Below are 16,373 nucleotides of genomic sequence, written 5' to 3'. Positions count from 1 at the left end.
CATTCGACAAGTGAATTTAATTTCCTTTATTTAGGCGAAACGTATACATAATTGATGCCAATCAGCTACGTTCATCCTGCATTTTTGGTAACGGCAAAATCGTCTCATTCTTTTTCTGCTCCGGTTTTAAATAAATGACCAGTTCTTGCTGGTATGTACCATTTTCCAGTAAATAATGATCCAGTGTGTGGCTGTCATACTGGTAGCTGCCAAACGGAAACGAAACACTTTCGCCCTTGACGGCAGCGAGCAATCCCGCAACATCGTTACTGACCATTTGCAATACTTCTTCAGCCGTTTCTGTTAATACAAATACAACATTCATCTTTAACTCTCCTATACCCCAATAAATAGTGTCGCCTGCGCAATGGCAATGTAAAATGCCGGTTCCTGTATCGGTGCTTCGTCCCAAATAACGAGCTTAACCGAAAACATATCCGATTGTTCATCATAAACAGCAAGCCACCTTGCGATAACCTCATCATTAATAATAAAGTTGGACCAGTCTTCCATTTCTTTATCGATTTTCATTTTAAATTTTTCGCTTGAAATAAATAGTTCCGGAACTCCAATACGCCAGTTTTCATAATTAATAATATATTTTTCGTTTAGAACAAGATCTTTCCCTTCAAACCACACTTTCCCGCGTCTGAAAATCTTCTTCACTTCGAAGACTGATTGTCCATCATTACGAAGCACCGCATATTTTAAAAAATAGCGGTGATCGAAATAGCCGTCCAGCAGTTTTTTCAACCCATTATCATATATGCGCTGAACTTTCAGGACCTGCTCTCCGGACTCATTGTAAACTGGCCGCTGTTCCGTAGATTTTATATCCCCTAATACTTCGTACGTATAAGTCTGCATTGATTTCCCCTTAATAAATAATCTTAATTTTGTTGAGTATCCTTTGTATAAAATTTTGCTTTTCATCAAATTTTTGACGTTTTGAAAGTGCTTCATCCGGATGGTCGGTAATAACGCCATTTACATTTTTCTCATAAAATTTCTGCATATCCGATTCATCATTTATCGTCCAGACGAACAATTCCATGCCGCGATCCTCAACCTGCTTCTGAATATTTTTCGTCGCAAAGGACTGCTCTACTGAAATAAAGTCCGCATTGGATTCCGGTAACTTACCGTATGCGATAGAGTATATATGGCCGGTATGAATCCGGGGTTCCATGTCTTCAAGCATTTCCATTGTCGGTATATCAGGTGATTGAACATAATGATAATCCAAGGCATCATATTCATCAAGCAGATCCACAAAGCGCTGTAGAAAGTCTTCTGTTTCAAAACCATGTGTTTTCAACTCAATAAGCAATTTTATATTTAAATCATGACTCATTTCAAGCACTTCCTCAAAAGAAGCAATCGTGTCGCTGAAACCATCCGCCAAAACAGTTGTTGTGACTAATTCATTCAGTGTTAAATCATAGATGATATCATCTTCACCTGACAAACGTGATAAAGTTTTATCGTGATGAACGACAAAATCTCCATCCTTCGTTTGCTGAATATCGATTTCCACCATATCTGCCTCGGCCTCTTTTGCCGCCTCAATCGCATTCAAGGTGTTCTCCACACCGCCATCCATAAAACCTCGATGGGAAATGATGTTTGTATCCGGTTCGTAAATCGTCTTTTCCAAACTGATTAAATTAATACCGCTCACAAGGAAAAAAGCGAATACGACAATGATAAAGGTCCACTGACGAATTGTTTGTCTAAATGGTTCCTCCTGAACGATTAATGGTTTGTGACGTGTTAACTGAAATGCTACCATAACAAGTAACTGGGTAAAGAACACTTGCAATATAGTGAAAAACAGGATGATAACGCCCTGTGCAAGTGTCAATGTAAAGCTTGCAGTAACAAGGCCCCAATCCGGTTTAATTTTTTCGATGATAAATAACGGTGTCAATATTATGAATAACGCGAATAATAAAAGCGTTAAATTAACAAGAACAATAAGGCCGATCATCCCGATTGTCTCGAGTAGTTTTCTTTTCGAAAACTGCCAGCTCATTTTTAAAGCCTTAAAAATTGTAAGCTCTTGGTAAGCCGTAAAAAATGGCCATGTAAAAATAAATCGTAAGCTTATAAAACTCATTATAATTATTAGCACAACATATAGAATCGTGCCATTACGTGAATTTAAAAGTTCATCTATAATAAAGCTTGGTACATTGATATTTTGAATCAATGAAACTGGCAATAAGGAAGAAATAAGCGGAATTAATAACAGTAGATAAACGACAATCAGTAATGTCTGCAAACTAACAAAATAGACAACCTTCTGATTTAATCGTTTTAATAGATCTTTCCATGTATATGGAATCGCGCGCTGCTGATAGTAGGCAAGTAATATTAAAAATCCTAATTCATAATAAATGAATACAATTCCAATAAAAAGAATAATTCCTATTCCAAATAACGCAAACGGATTTGTCAGTAAGTAAAGGATACTGTCCTGCGTTATGACCTGCACCCCTGTAATATCCATGACAATAGCTGTTATGAGCCAGATGAGCGGCAGTAAAATAAATGCCTGCACAATACGCAAAATCGCAAATGTCCGTATATAATCGACTCGGTAATAATATAAATTTCTGAAAATCAGTTTAATAACTCGTTTTATTCTTTCCACAAGACTTCCTCCAACTAGTAAACTCTATCTCTATTTTTGATTTTTTTTCATATATTCCTTCGTTTGAAGCAATGTATTGGTAAATACCTCTATTGGTTCAACCCCTCTGATTCCGTAATGGTCTTCAAATACGAAAAAAGGAACACTTGATATTTGCAGTTGCTGGGCCTCATAGCGATCCAACATTAACTCTTCAGTGAATTGTTGTTCCTTTATTATTTTTTGTGCCATGTTCCGGTCGATGCCAATTTGTTCACAAATGGCCAACAGTGCTTCCGTGTTGTTTAAATTTAGTCCTTCCGAAAAGAATTTTTCCATCACAATATTTACAAACTCCAATTCTTTTTCATAAAGCTTAGCCAGCTTACATAAGCGATGGGCATTTTTTGTATTGGCCAGCACTACCTTATCAATGTTGAATAGGACACCTGCCTCCTTTGCATGCATTTCCAACGCTTCCATAAATTCTTCCGTTTTACGGAGATCATTATTTTTCTTTTTGAAAATCGTATCGACATATGATATTGATTCCGACTTTGAAGCTTTAGGATTTAACTCGAACGCCCTGTAAACGACTTCCGTTTCCTCATCTAAATTTAACTGTTTTATTGCTTGGAATAACTTCGTTTTCGCGATATAACAAAACGGACAAGCGAAATCAGAAAAAATTTCTATTTTCATTTTGTCTCCCCCTCATTTTTATGTACTTATCCCTCTATTCTATGGCTTTTTTATTACATTACCCAAAATTCCAAAGAAAAAAGCCGAACCCAATGTGGATTCGACTAAATATTATCTAAAACGAAGTAATTGTTGCAAAAAACTCTTCATAAAGTCCCTTTAAAATTTGATCTTCAAATTCTGAACGAACGCCAAACACAAGACTAACTTCCGAAGAACCTTGATTAATCATTTCAATATTTGCACCTGTTGCAGAGATTGCCGTTGCAGCTCGAGCAGCCAAGCCTGTATTATGGCGCATACCTTCCCCGACAATGACAATCATTGAAAAGTTATGGCTGAATTGAACATCATCTGCACATAGTTCATTTTTAACGCGTCTTACAATACGTTCTTCAATTTCAGGTGTCAGCTGGCTTGAACGCATGATAACTGAAATATCGTCTAAACCAGATGGTGTATGCTCATAGGAAATATTTTCTTCTTCAATAATCTGAAGAAGCTTGCGGCCAAAGCCAACTTCCCGATTCATTAAATATTTTGATACATATAATATTGAAAAACCGCTGTCCGCCGAAATCCCTGTAACCGGGCGATTTGTTGCAGGACGCGTTGGTAAAATCAACGTGCCTGATGCAGACGGGTTATTTGTGTTTTTAATATTGACCGGAATACCTTGTTTATAGACCGGCATCAATGCCTCATCATGGAATACGGAAAAACCTGCGTACGATAATTCACGCATTTCGCGATACGTAATTTCTTTAATATCGACTGGATCATTTACGACTTTAGGGTTTGCAGCGAATACACAGTCCACATCCGTAAAGTTTTCATATAGCTTTGCCCCAACGGCAGATGCCAAAATGGAACCAGTAATATCAGATCCGCCACGGTCAAATGTACGTAAAATGCCTGCCTTTGTATAACCGAAGAATCCAGGGAAAATGATAATCTCCTCTGTATTTTTCAATACACTCAAGTTTTCGTATGCTTCCGGCAGTGCATACGTACGTTCCGGAAAGTCATTTAAAATCAGCTTATCTTTTGGACTTATATATTTTGCAGGCATGCCAATTGCATTAAAATAACACGCAATCAGTTTTGCGTTGTTATCTTCACCGCTTGCTTTTATATTATCTAAGAATAAGTCTTTGTTTGACCAATTTTCTGTCACACGCCCGCGTATATCCTGTTCAATAATATCTGAAATTGTATTGTCTAAACCAAGATCTTCAGCGATATTACGGTAACGGTCTACTACAGCTTTAATTTTTGCTTCAACATCGCCTTTATTAATTACGGTGTTTGCTAAATCTATTAATAAATCCGTCACTTTAATATCATCACTTGAACGCTTACCAGGCGCCGAAACAGCGACAATCTTTCTTTCAGGATTAGACTTCACAATGCTTGCTACTTTTTTGATTTGTTCTGCACTCGCGACAGATGTGCCGCCAAATTTACATACTATCATCTCATCATATCCTTACTCTCAAAATTGATATTTGTACTCACCAAAAAAACATTTGACTTTACACAGTGTACAAATTTATCCTATTTCAGTCAAGACTATTCAGTAAATTCATTAATCTATTTAGTCAAAATACGAATAATTCGTCATTTTGTCAATATATTATATGAGATTTTCATAAAAAATGATATTTATTTGTTCAAATTTATAACATTTTTACAATAAAAATTAATTGTCTCTGTTAGGCTAAAGAAGTGACAAAATAGTGAAACAATTCCCCTAACAATCCTTCGCAATGAAAATTGTTTCATCCCCCATTTTGCTGTAAATTACTCTATAATTATTACTATAGAATTTGTAATTATTATTAGTAGGAGAAGGATATATGAAAATAGTAATTGCAGAAAAACCAGATCAGGCAGCAAAATTGGCTGCCCCGTTTTCATTTACTAAAAAGGCTGGTTATTTTGAAGTTAAGCCAAACACGTACTTTCCGGAAGGTGCGCTCATTACATGGGCGATCGGTCATCTATGTGAATTGAAGGCCCCGGAAGAATACAACGCCTCATGGAAGAAATGGACATTGGAAACATTGCCGATCATTCCAGAACGTTTCGAATACAAGGTTACAAAGACAAAATATAAACAGTTCAATATTATAAAAACACTCGTCAAAAGACCGGATATTCGGGAAGTTATCATCGGCGGGGATGCAGGGCGTGAAGGTGAACTCATTATACGCACCATTTTAAAAGTATGCAGTGTAAATAAACCAATGAAGAGATTATGGATATCTTCCTTAACGGAAAATGCGGTGAAAAATGGATTTGCCAATTTACTGCCGGAAGAGAAAACGAGAAATATTTATTTTGAAGCACTGAGCCGCTCCTGTGCCGATTGGCTGATTGGTATCAATACATCCAGATTGTATACGGTACTCCTCAAACGTAATGGCGTAAAAGATGTCTTTTCCATTGGCAGAGTACAAACACCGACATTGGCGCTCATCGTAAAACGTGAGCATGAGATTGCGAACTTTAAACCAGAACCGTTTTGGGAAGTGGAAGCAGAATTTAACTTTAATGGCAAACTTCTAAAAGCGAAATGGCATAAAAACAATGTGACCAGGCTTCTCGAGGAACGCCAGGCAATTGCTGCAGCCAACTTTTGCATCAATAAAAACGTAGAAATCACAAATATTAAAAAAGAAAAGAAGGAATATGCACCCCCTCTTTTGTTCAATTTGTCTGCACTACAGGCAACAGCAAACAAAGCTTTTAAATTTTCACCACAAATGACGCTCGATATTTTACAGAAACTCTATTTGAAAGGCGTCGTTTCCTATCCAAGATCGGATTCACAATTTCTGACGAACGAGGAAGCGAAAACATTACCGGCGATTCTTGGACAGTTAGGCAAGTTGGAGCAATATAAAAATCTGTTACCGCCACCGGTAACTTCCCTTCTGAACAACAAAAGATTTGTCAATGAAAAAAAGGTAACCGATCACCATGCTATTATCATTACTGAGCAAGTTCCGAATATGGCAAACCTCAGTGCAGAAGAAGCAAAAATTTATGATTTAGTAGCAAGGCAAGTGATTGCGGCCCATTACAATAATGCCATATTCTCCTATACGACAATTCACTCACTTGTCGATCAGCGCGCGGAATTCATTTCCAAAGGGAAAGTGCTGCTGGAGGAAGGTTGGCGCAAAGTAATTCATCATTCGAAAGATAATGCGGACAAAGATGAACTGCTCCCCCTTCTTCAGGAAAATGAACAAGGGACCGTTGTAAAAGCGAATGTCAAGAAAGGTGAAACCCAGCCGCCAAACCGCTATTCGGAAGGTAATCTCATTACAGTCATGAAAACCGCAGGCAAACATTTGGAAGATGTGGAACTGGAAAAGGTATTATCGAAAACAGAAGGATTAGGTACGGAAGCTACGCGCGCCGGTATTATCGGCACACTGAAAGACCGGAACTACATCGAAGTGAGGAAAAACCAGGTGTTTGCAACGACGAAAGGAATGCTGCTCATTGAGGCACTGGGAGAAAGCATTTTAACGTCCGCGTCCATGACTGCTAAATGGGAGCAACGACTTTCTGAAATTGGTGAAGGGAACGCATCTCCCCAAGTATTTATGGAACAGGTAAAAAAACTGGCAGATAAATTGATAGCAGATGCCGGCGAGCGGGAAAAAGAATGGGCATTCAATCAACACGATGTGGAGAAGATTACTGAAAACAATCCCTATACTAAAAAATATAAGAAAGAAAAAACAGTTGTCGGGAAATGCATACTTTGTGATGGATCCATTGTTGACCACGGTACTTTTTACGGTTGTTCAAATTATAAAAAAGCCAACTGTAAATTCTCGGTTTCCAAAAAAATTCTCGGAAAAACGATAACGCAAACGAACCTGAAAAAATTATTAACTTCCGGCGAAACCGATTTAATCAAAGGATTTAAAAAAGGCGGTAAAATCTTCAACGCCCATCTCATTTGGGATGAGAAGGAACGAAAAACAAGCTTCAAGTTTGCAAATGCAAAGTAACCGACTTCTTTAAAAAGATAATGCCCCGAAAGTTTAGCTACGAATCATTAACTTTCGGGGTATTTTTTCTATTCATACATATCTTCTTAATGATAATTTAACCTGTTATCATTTCTGTATTTTAACCATGCATCGATTTCTGTCTTTATGAATCTTTTCTGATTATCGAGCAAAAGATACGGGATAAACTGATAGGTATCATAGCTGCTTAGTCCATTTCTTTGATAATCATCATTCGATATAATAATTTCAATGGATTGTTCGCTTATTTGAAGGTATTCAGCAAGCTGGGTAAGTGTCATCAACTCCGGTATTGAGCTAATGGTACTTTCTGAGTCTTTATCGGTATTTGTTGTGCTACTTAAAATCAATGCAGCTGTCATGATGGATAAACCTAACAATACTGCTCCAATTAAATATGTGGACTGGTTCAAATCAGTGCCTCCTAGTTAGATACATTCAAAATATTTCACATCTAATCAGTCAACTATTTATTCATTTTAAAGGCAATTGGATTGTTTCCGATTGATTCTCCCATTTTATATTTGCTTTAAGCTCTGATCCTTCTGTTGCATTCGAACAGCCATGGGGCAGAAAAAACATACCGTTTTCATCTAAAGAAATGGAAGCCCCTTCTACTTTATCTACACTAAACTCCAACTGTTCCGGCATCGGATCGTTGCCAAGATATTTTATATAGCCTTTAGTAGAATTGCAGCCATCATCATCTGTCACTGTATATTGGACTCTCCAATTCTCACTTTCCCCAAAAAACACATAATCTTTTTCGATACAGGCAGTTAAAAGTGTAACAGTTAACAATATTAAAATTCCTATTTTCGCACGAACATTTTTCAATACAACACCTCCACAATTTAGGTCTCAATAAAATCAATCACCTGATCTATGTAACTTTCTAATGGTTCACTCGTATTTACAACAATGTATGAACCTTCATCTGGTTTCTTACTGTTTTCAAGCGTACGTTTAAAGGTTTCTTCCGAGCTGACTGCGTTAATTTGACTAACCATTTTATTTCGACTTTTTAATCTATTGTTTATTTCCTGAAAATCATTCAGGTAGCACTCTACGTATTTGTATGTGGCATTATACTTTTTTGATAAATCTATACCTCGATCCACCGTTTCCTGATAAAGACAAGGACTATCCAAAACGACATTTTGTCCTTGTGATAAATGAAATTCCACTAAAGACCAATCAACATTATAGGCAATTTTACCAACAAGTTTTTTCTCTATTGGAATTTCCTCAAATGACGTTATTAACGCCGTTTTTACAATGTCATGATCAACTATGACTGCCCCTATTTTCTCGGCAATTTGTCGGGAGAGCGTCGACTTACCGGAACCTGGGAATCCGGACATTTGTATAAAAAACATATTTAACCACTCACTTTTCAAAATTTTCTTGACCCAAATACTCTACTGGGAGTCCCCTTTCAATTATGCCGTTTTCCCAAAGCACACTGTACGCTTTGGCATCAGGTCTGGAACTAACCACTTTATATATTTCCCGGCCTTTATAATGAACCGCAACACCATCATCAACAGCAATTCCTGATTGTATTTGATTGGACTCGATCAGTTTATGATATGCAGGTCTTCTTTTCTTTTCACCATCGTAATGCGGACAATTACTCCCATTTAATAATCCCAGGCAATCTATTGGTTCAAGTCCATCTCCAAAAGAATCTGTCACCCCCTGCTCAAACCAACAGATTGCCCCTGCACTTAACCCCGCTAAAATAACCCCCTCCTCCCAAGCCTTTCTTAAAATATGGTCTAATCCCCAATCCTTCCACAAAGCTAAAAGGTTTTTCGTGTTTCCCCCACCAACATATAAAATGTCTTTCTCTAAAATAAAACTTTCCAAATCCCGTGATGAAGGGTTATATAGAGATAAATGTGAGGGATCACAATTTTGTGTATTAAAAAAATGATAAAACCTGGATATGTATTGTTCAGAATCGCCGCTTGCTGTAGGAAGAAAACAAATTTTCGGTTTTGCCGTTTTTGCCTGCTTCAGAATATATCGATCCAATAGCGGGTTATCAGGTTCCATCGAAAAGCCCCCGCCGCCCATCGCAATTATTTGTTTCATTCGGTACTCCTTTCAATAATCAAAAGTATTTTATTTTGCCACCATGTTTTGACCTTAATTAATATATTCTACAAAGTTCACGATACTCCTTGAGTTAATCACAAAAAGAGCATTGTCACTTGAACAATGCTCTTTTATAAATCGATTAAATAAGTTGTTGTCTTATACCCCGTCCAAAACTTTTAATAGCGCAATCGTAATACATGACATCATAATCGTGAAGGCACCTGTCATTACATACACATTAAATTTGGAATCCTGATTATTTCGCGATTTATCAATGATGATTGCTAAGTTTAAACAAAATAAAACGGCTAAAATCGGTGTACCATATACTGCCATAAAAATAAAAAACATTGTGTCCTCCAAAGTATTGATAAATTCTCGTTCCCTTTAACCTATCTTTATAGTAACAAATCTTACTATGTTAACGTTTAATCTTATTAGACTGATCCTGTTGGTTTCCATGACCTACGTATCGAAAGTACTCCTTTATCAAGCTAATAATTATGCCGATGTAGAAAATATTAACATTTAAATGTTATACTGATACTACAAATATAGGGGGGATTTATTTTATGGAGAAAAGAAAGAGGACGATATTTTGGATTATACCAATTGGGGTAATTGGTATATTTTTTTACTTTTTTGGTCCACAAAAAGCCGTAACAGATAATGACTACATTACATATATTCATGCGACACCCGTTATCGAAAATAGTAATATTACAACAGAAGAAGCATTCAAAAACTATTGTGAAGAGAGCCGCTGGGAATACTTCCAGACTAAAATGATGGAGCATGTTGTAGAATTTAAAGGTAAGTGCAAAATTGACAACAAAGTACAGCCTGTTAATTTGCAATATGTTGTTGAAAAGGGACAAACTGATTACCGTATTGGGGCAATGCTTGTAAATGGCGAACAGCAATCCGAAGAACAGCGAACAGAGTTTTTGAATACACTCCAATAAGATATTACAAAGTGGAAACTTCATAAGCTTCCACTTTTTTTCATCCCAAAAATCTATAGTAACAAACCCCTTAACTTAGACAATAATCGCTGACGTCTTTTCTTAATTGTTTCATAATTCAGCTTATACGTGTCAGCAATCTCTTTTAACGAAAGCTCTTTTTCAAACAATGCGATCAGCAGAAATTGTTCATCCTTATTTAATTCCTCAAACCATTCAGGCCATTCCAAACCTGTTGTAATTAAATACTGTTGCTGTGAATTAACGAGTATTACGTCCTCCTCCACTGCCAGTTCATGCTCGGTTATATGATTCGCTTTAGATAGTGCTCGAATAACAGCATATTTTACAGTCATATAGGCGAACATCGCAAAATCCCCTTTTGTAGCATCATACTTCTGTAATGCCTGCCATAGGGCGATTCTTCCTATTTGCATGTATTCATCAAAATCCCGATAAATTTTCAGTTTATAGATCACTTTTTTTATTATTGTTTCACTTTCAGAAATAAGTTTTTCTACATCCTGCATATTTCCAATTCCTTAAAGCTGTGCACAACTGATTATTCCTAGGTACTACAAATTTAAGGAATTGTAGAAAATGAAACAAAGAACAGATTTATTACGAAAAATTACATTTGCACGTTAAATAGCCATAAAATTCACACTTTTATACGGTAAATCGGTCTAAAAAGAACTTTTTCGCATAGTTTTCTAATAAATCAGATATAACGATATTGACAAAAAATCCGCTATCATGCATGCTATTAGAAAATGTAAAGGCATATTGAAGACGAGTACGTAGCAATTGGCTATACAAGAGAGCACATTCCACAGGCTGAAAGAATGGCATAGCAAAACCTGCCGAACCTACTTCAACAGCTCCTACAAAAATAGGCGCAGACTCAGCGTTATGAGATAAGTGGAATGCAAGAACTTGGCATTCAATTTAGGTGGTACCACGGAAACAGCACATTTCGTCCTAATCGATAGGATTGAAATGTGCTTTTTTATGCTTTTAAGTCCATCAAAGGGTTTTTTCTATTCTTAACAGAGTGGAAAAACATAAGTTAAAACTGTCATATCCTGTAACAGCGTATCTATGACCAATATCGTGTAGCGGGATAATTTAATATTTTTATCGAGGAGGATTTCGGGTGGAAAAAAAACGTATTGTAATAAAAATCGGAAGCAGTTCTTTAACAAATAATAAAGGTGAGCTTGATTATGAAAAATTTCATGACCATGTTGCTGCAATCGCCGCATTAAAAAAAGCAGGTCATGAAGTTATTCTAGTATCTTCTGGCGCAGTAGCAGCAGGTTTCCGAAAGCTTGGCTATCCTTCTCGACCGATTACCCTCAAAGGAAAGCAAGCTGCTGCGGCAGTTGGTCAAAGCATACTAATCCAAGCGTATGCAGATGAATTTGCCAAATATAACGAGACATCTGCCCAAATTTTACTGACTCGCTCTGATTTCAATGATAAACAGCGTTACAGAAATGCTTATGAAACATTAACAGAACTGTTGGAACGTTCAATCATCCCGATTATCAATGAAAACGATACTGTATCTGTCGCTGAATTGACTTTTGGTGACAATGACATGCTTTCCGCTTTAGTAAGCGGTCTCGTCCATGCAGATCAGTTAATTATTTTAACGGATGTCAACGGGCTCTATACGGCTAATCCATTAACAAACGCAGATGCCGTTCGAATTGATCGCATAGAAAAAATTACAGAAGAGATGCTTCTCTTTGCTACAGGATCAGGCTCAAAAGTCGGGACCGGTGGCATGCAGTCAAAGCTCGCTGCAGCCAATCATGCAATTAATACAGGTGTCGGAGTTTTTATCGGAACAGGTTCCGGTCATACAAAACTAATCGAAATTCTTGAAAACAACGGTGACGGCACGTATTTTGAACGCAATGAAAAGTACGTACCTACAAATAAACAATGGGTAAAGCTTTCAAAATCTTCCGGAAAGATTTTTATTGACGAAGGTGCGGTCCAAGCATTGCAATATGGAGGGAAAAGTTTACTGCCAGCCGGTGTTTATGCCTATGAAGGACAATTTGATAAAGGCGATGTTGTCGAAGTTTATGATAGACATACTTGTATCGGTCGTGGAGAAATTCTTTATTCTTCAGCTGAATTGGAGCATGCGATGGGGAAACGTACGACAGAGCTCATGCATTATCCGATAGAAGTCATTCACCGTAATCAATGGGTCAAAATTTAAGGGGGTTATCTTTATGAAGAAAACTATTACAAATGAAGTGGTTGAAAAAGGTAAGCGTGCAAAAAAAGCGAGCTATTTAACGAATATCAAAACAACAGCAGAAAAAAATGAAGCATTAAAAAGTATTGCTCAACAACTAATTGCCGATATGGACTTCCTGCTGTCGGAAAATACAAAAGATATTACTGATGGAAAAGCAAACGGACTCGATCAAGCGACACTGGATCGCATTTTACTGAATGAAAACCGCATTCAAGCGATGAGCGATGCCATTATGCAGCTGATTGAATTAGAGGATCCTGTCGGTGAAGTAGTCGAGGAAATGACGAAAGAAAATGGCCTTCACATTACTAAAAAGCGTGTCCCATTAGGCGTAATCGGTATGATTTATGAAGCACGACCAAATGTAACGATTGATGCAGCAACACTTTCCATTAAAACAGGTAATGCGGTACTTCTCCGTGGCAGTTCTTCTGCAAAATACTCCAACATCGCACTCGTTGCCTCGATTCACCGCGCGCTAGAAGCTGTTGACTACCCGGAAGATGCCGTTTTGCTAATCGAAGATACAAGCCGTGAAACAGCGAAATCTTTATTTACACTTACTGAATACTTGGATGTGCTCATTCCGCGCGGAGGTAAAAAACTAATCGATTTAGTTGTACGTGAATCAACGGTTCCTGTTCTTGAAACCGGTGCCGGAAACTGCCATATTTATTTGGATGAATTCGCTGATTTCGATATGGCGAAATCAATTGTAAAAAATTCGAAAACACAGCGTTTATCCGTATGTAATGCGGCGGAGAGCCTATTGATGCACCAGAATTTTTTCCAAACTCATGGCAAGCAATTTTTGGACTATCTACAAAATGAACTTGATATAAAAATTTATGGTGATGAAAATGTATGTGCAGTGTTGCCGGAAGCGATCGAGGCAACAGAAGAACATTATGCCGAAGAGTTTTTGGCTCTGGCATTAAGCATAAAAGTAGTAGATGACGTATTGGAAGCGGTACAGCACATTAATCAGTTCGGAACAAACCATTCAGAAGCGATTATCACCGACAATATGCAAAATGCTGAAATCTTTTTAAATTCTGTAGATGCGGCAGCTGTGTACCATAATGCGTCGACGCGCTTTACGGATGGCTTTGAATTCGGATATGGTGCAGAAATCGGGATATCAACTCAAAAGCTGCATGCTCGAGGACCAATGGGGTTACCAGCATTAACATCAACGAAATACTACATTCATGGTACAGGTCAAATTCGGGAATAAAATGTACCTTCTATAATGAAATTTTCCAGTCAATAGGGCTGTTACGGGACTTTTTCCTTCCCTATTTTTTCCGCTCTGTAAAGTCTAGAAGCGGGAGTCAATCTCTGCATCTAGGCTTTTTGGGACAGTTAAATTACGCCCCGTCAATACGGGATTATGAAAGCAGGTTCGCCATATGAATATACGCTCAATGATTAAACTTACTATCTCCATGGCTATTTTTGGTTCTATCGGCTTCTTTACTACGCAAACCGGCCTGCCTGCAGTCGAACTCGTTTTTGTTCGCTGTATTTGTGCCACATTCTTTTTGGGCGGATTATGGTTTATAACAGGCGGTAAAAAAACAGAAGTTTGGAATAAAAGCGAAATATTGAAAACCGTCATTTGCGGCATATTTCTTGTGTTAAACTGGGTATTTTTATTTAAAGCGTTTGAAGTGATGTCGATCTCTATCGCCATTTCCATATACAATTTGGCGCCAATTTTTGTATTGATATTAGGTTCGGTGTTTTTGGCAGAAAAAATGGGGATCGGTGCGATTTGTGCAACAGTCATTTGCTTTTTCGGTAGTATTCTCATAATTGGTATTGATAGCTTTACAAGCGTCTCTCAATTTATGAACTCTGGATTTATATGGGCGCTTCTTTCGGCCATCTGCTATGCACTGACAATGTTTACGAGTAAAACGATTCACGGTATGTCGTCCTATGCTCTTACATATATTCAAACAATTGTAGGTATCGTCATGTTGCTCCCTTTTTGCGATTTTGCGGCATTTGAAGGTTTAACAAATACAAACTGGCTCTACATATTAGGTACTGGTTTTATTCATACGGGATTTGTCTACTATTTATTTTTTGACAGTGTTCGAGACCTTCCTACAGTCATTGTATCTGTACTCGTATTTGTCGATCCGGTAGTAGCAATTTTATTGGATGCTGTGTTGCTTTCTTTCCGACCAAGCCTATTGCAAGTGCTCGGAATTGTTCTGATTTTCGGAAGTATTTTATACACCGTCTTTACGCCTGAACAAACCGTAAAAAAGATAAAAACAAGCAGTTCATAAATTATGAAACGAAAAAAACTCTAAATTGCAGCGATCTTATTCCGCGCACGATTTAGAGTTTTTTTACTATTCAAACTGTGCCAATTGCTTTGGTATCAGTACTTTATCCGCAAACCATATTGCCTGCAATTTCGTTTTATCGCCCATATAAATAACGACAATTTCAATATTTTTCGACTTTTTGTAATCTGTGACAGCTTCTATCCATTCTTCTTCATTCGGAAAATCATCAAACAGTAATTCATTGCAGATTAAATAGATTTTGCCGCTGCTACTATGAGATAATTCTAACTTTAGCATCGTAAAGGCATAATTGATAATATATTTATAGTTAATCTGCTCTGTTTTAAGTCCGAACGATTTATCCAGCTCAAAGTAATTATTAAAATCCAGACTCTCTTTATGTGTGATCATTTCCTGAACAATGGCTTTTATGAATGATAAGAATACAAAATTTTGTTCATTTTTTTGTGAAAATTCCGATACGGCCAATGCCAATCCATTCTGTAACGTAAGACTGCGTTTCATCGATATATCTTTTTGAACACAAAAAACATATGTACTGTTTGGATCAAGTCCAACTTTCAAAAATTGTTCTGTCTGGAATTTGGATTTCCAAAACAAAACTTCGGAAAAGTGCTTTGCTTCAATATAATTCATAAACTGCTTTAAATTATCATTGCTGATAGTATCCCATATCTTATCATCAAATAGCAGCTCAACCGCTTTTATTTCTTCCATTACTTCCTCAAGGATTCTGTCATAAATTGTATTGAATTTATATAAATTCATGTACCAATAGCTTTGAACTTTTAAGTGAATTTCATGATAGATATCCCTGTTGTCTTGACTATTTGCAAGTTCCTTTTCATATTCAGTAATTAATTTTTCAATTTTTAGCGCTTTTCGCATATCCTCAAAATGATTTTTTTTGATTTTTTTCCATATGTATAGTGCAATAAAAAAATTTTTTACAGAGGAATCTTTTAAGTACTCAAAATGCAATTTTTTTGCATTTCTAGCTGAAAAAAAATCCAATAAGAAAATTCGCCATTCTTTCAGTCTAATATCTTCTTCTATTATTTCTTTTTCGTACTCTTCCCCAATTTCAAAAAGTGACCAAAGATCATGAAAAATGAAATAAAAATCATCACTTTTTAATAGTATTGAGTCATTACAATGTTCGGAGTATAATAAATTTAATAAAGCTTCTTTACGTTCATCACTTAAAGAACTAGGATTTTTCAGCAATAGCTCCTCCATTATGGACCCACCTCTCTTTATACACTACTAAATATATATCATTCTCTCAAATTATACCATTTA

17 protein-coding genes are annotated in these 16,373 nt (G+C 36.9%); 5 read left to right on the top strand and 12 right to left on the bottom strand.

The features are described 5' to 3' along the window. Window positions 1-61 precede the first annotated feature (61 nt). The 5 genes from MKY51_RS06600 to MKY51_RS06580 all read right to left on the bottom strand — a co-directional run bounded on the left by MKY51_RS06600 (window position 62) and on the right by MKY51_RS06580 (window position 4,814). Window positions 62-325, bottom strand: a complete 264-nt coding sequence (locus tag MKY51_RS06600) for a thymidylate synthase (RefSeq protein ID WP_339176043.1) — start codon at window positions 323-325, stop codon at window positions 62-64. An 11-nt stretch (window positions 326-336) separates the two neighbouring features. Further along, window positions 337-867 carry a peptide ABC transporter ATPase gene (locus MKY51_RS06595; protein WP_339176042.1) on the bottom strand — a complete coding sequence of 177 codons (531 nt, stop codon included), beginning with the start codon at window positions 865-867 and terminating at the stop codon, window positions 337-339. Between the two features lie 10 nt (window positions 868-877). Next, window positions 878-2,656: a glycerophosphoryl diester phosphodiesterase membrane domain-containing protein gene (locus tag MKY51_RS06590; RefSeq protein WP_339176039.1), complete on the bottom strand. Its 1,779-nt coding sequence runs from the start codon at window positions 2,654-2,656 to the stop codon at window positions 878-880. Window positions 2,657-2,686: 30 nt separating this feature from the next. Beyond that, entirely contained in the window at window positions 2,687-3,337 is a 651-nt protein-coding gene (locus tag MKY51_RS06585) for a DsbA family oxidoreductase (RefSeq protein ID WP_339176038.1), read from the bottom strand. A 115-nt stretch (window positions 3,338-3,452) separates the two neighbouring features. Next, complete coding sequence (locus MKY51_RS06580; protein ID WP_339176037.1) at window positions 3,453-4,814, bottom strand: aspartate kinase; 1,362 nt, start codon at window positions 4,812-4,814, stop codon at window positions 3,453-3,455. A gap of 382 nt (window positions 4,815-5,196) precedes the next feature. On the opposite strand from MKY51_RS06580, the gene MKY51_RS06575 reads away from it, so the two are divergent. Continuing rightward, complete coding sequence (locus MKY51_RS06575; protein WP_339176035.1) at window positions 5,197-7,371, top strand: DNA topoisomerase III; 2,175 nt, start codon at window positions 5,197-5,199, stop codon at window positions 7,369-7,371. A gap of 86 nt (window positions 7,372-7,457) precedes the next feature. Here MKY51_RS06575 and MKY51_RS06570 read toward each other — a convergent pair whose 3' ends face one another. The 5 genes from MKY51_RS06570 to MKY51_RS06550 form a co-directional block, all read right to left on the bottom strand. Next, window positions 7,458-7,805: a Clp protease ClpB gene (locus tag MKY51_RS06570; RefSeq protein WP_339176033.1), complete on the bottom strand. Its 348-nt coding sequence runs from the start codon at window positions 7,803-7,805 to the stop codon at window positions 7,458-7,460. Between the two features lie 61 nt (window positions 7,806-7,866). Next, on the bottom strand, window positions 7,867-8,229 hold the full coding sequence (locus MKY51_RS06565; protein WP_339176031.1) for a hypothetical protein: 363 nt from the start codon (window positions 8,227-8,229) through the stop codon (window positions 7,867-7,869). Between the two features lie 17 nt (window positions 8,230-8,246). Beyond that, entirely contained in the window at window positions 8,247-8,771 is a 525-nt protein-coding gene (locus MKY51_RS06560; protein ID WP_339176029.1) for an AAA family ATPase, read from the bottom strand. 10 nt (window positions 8,772-8,781) lie between these two features. Continuing rightward, window positions 8,782-9,492 (bottom strand): Type 1 glutamine amidotransferase-like domain-containing protein, encoded by a 711-nt coding sequence (locus MKY51_RS06555; protein WP_339176028.1) that lies wholly within the window; start codon window positions 9,490-9,492, stop codon window positions 8,782-8,784. A gap of 162 nt (window positions 9,493-9,654) precedes the next feature. Beyond that, window positions 9,655-9,849, bottom strand: coding sequence for a hypothetical protein (locus tag MKY51_RS06550; protein ID WP_339176026.1), 195 nt, complete (start codon window positions 9,847-9,849; stop codon window positions 9,655-9,657). Window positions 9,850-10,070: 221 nt separating this feature from the next. Between MKY51_RS06550 and MKY51_RS06545 the strand changes: the two genes are divergently transcribed. Continuing rightward, entirely contained in the window at window positions 10,071-10,463 is a 393-nt protein-coding gene (locus MKY51_RS06545; RefSeq protein WP_339176024.1) for a glucosamine 6-phosphate synthetase, read from the top strand. Window positions 10,464-10,516: 53 nt separating this feature from the next. Here MKY51_RS06545 and MKY51_RS06540 read toward each other — a convergent pair whose 3' ends face one another. Next, window positions 10,517-10,993, bottom strand: coding sequence for a sigma-70 family RNA polymerase sigma factor (locus MKY51_RS06540; RefSeq protein ID WP_339176023.1), 477 nt, complete (start codon window positions 10,991-10,993; stop codon window positions 10,517-10,519). A gap of 626 nt (window positions 10,994-11,619) precedes the next feature. Between MKY51_RS06540 and proB the strand changes: the two genes are divergently transcribed. The 3 genes from proB to MKY51_RS06525 all read left to right on the top strand — a co-directional run bounded on the left by proB (window position 11,620) and on the right by MKY51_RS06525 (window position 15,047). After that, window positions 11,620-12,702: a glutamate 5-kinase gene (gene proB / locus MKY51_RS06535; RefSeq protein ID WP_339176022.1), complete on the top strand. Its 1,083-nt coding sequence runs from the start codon at window positions 11,620-11,622 to the stop codon at window positions 12,700-12,702. A 13-nt stretch (window positions 12,703-12,715) separates the two neighbouring features. After that, window positions 12,716-13,981, top strand: coding sequence for a glutamate-5-semialdehyde dehydrogenase (locus MKY51_RS06530; protein ID WP_339176021.1), 1,266 nt, complete (start codon window positions 12,716-12,718; stop codon window positions 13,979-13,981). Between the two features lie 175 nt (window positions 13,982-14,156). Continuing rightward, complete coding sequence (locus tag MKY51_RS06525; protein WP_339176019.1) at window positions 14,157-15,047, top strand: DMT family transporter; 891 nt, start codon at window positions 14,157-14,159, stop codon at window positions 15,045-15,047. A 66-nt stretch (window positions 15,048-15,113) separates the two neighbouring features. Here the strand turns inward: MKY51_RS06525 and MKY51_RS06520 are convergent, their stop codons facing one another. Next, a complete protein-coding gene (locus tag MKY51_RS06520) occupies window positions 15,114-16,310 on the bottom strand; it encodes an aldehyde dehydrogenase (RefSeq protein ID WP_339176018.1) in 1,197 nt (398 codons plus the stop codon). Between the last annotated feature and the right edge of the window lie 63 nt (window positions 16,311-16,373).

It is taken from the genome of Solibacillus sp. FSL R5-0691 (assembly GCF_037974225.1).
GTDB lineage: Bacteria > Bacillota > Bacilli > Bacillales_A > Planococcaceae > Solibacillus.
The sequence above is the reverse complement of the archived record's forward strand: the minus strand, read 5'-3'. Positions and strand labels throughout refer to the sequence as shown.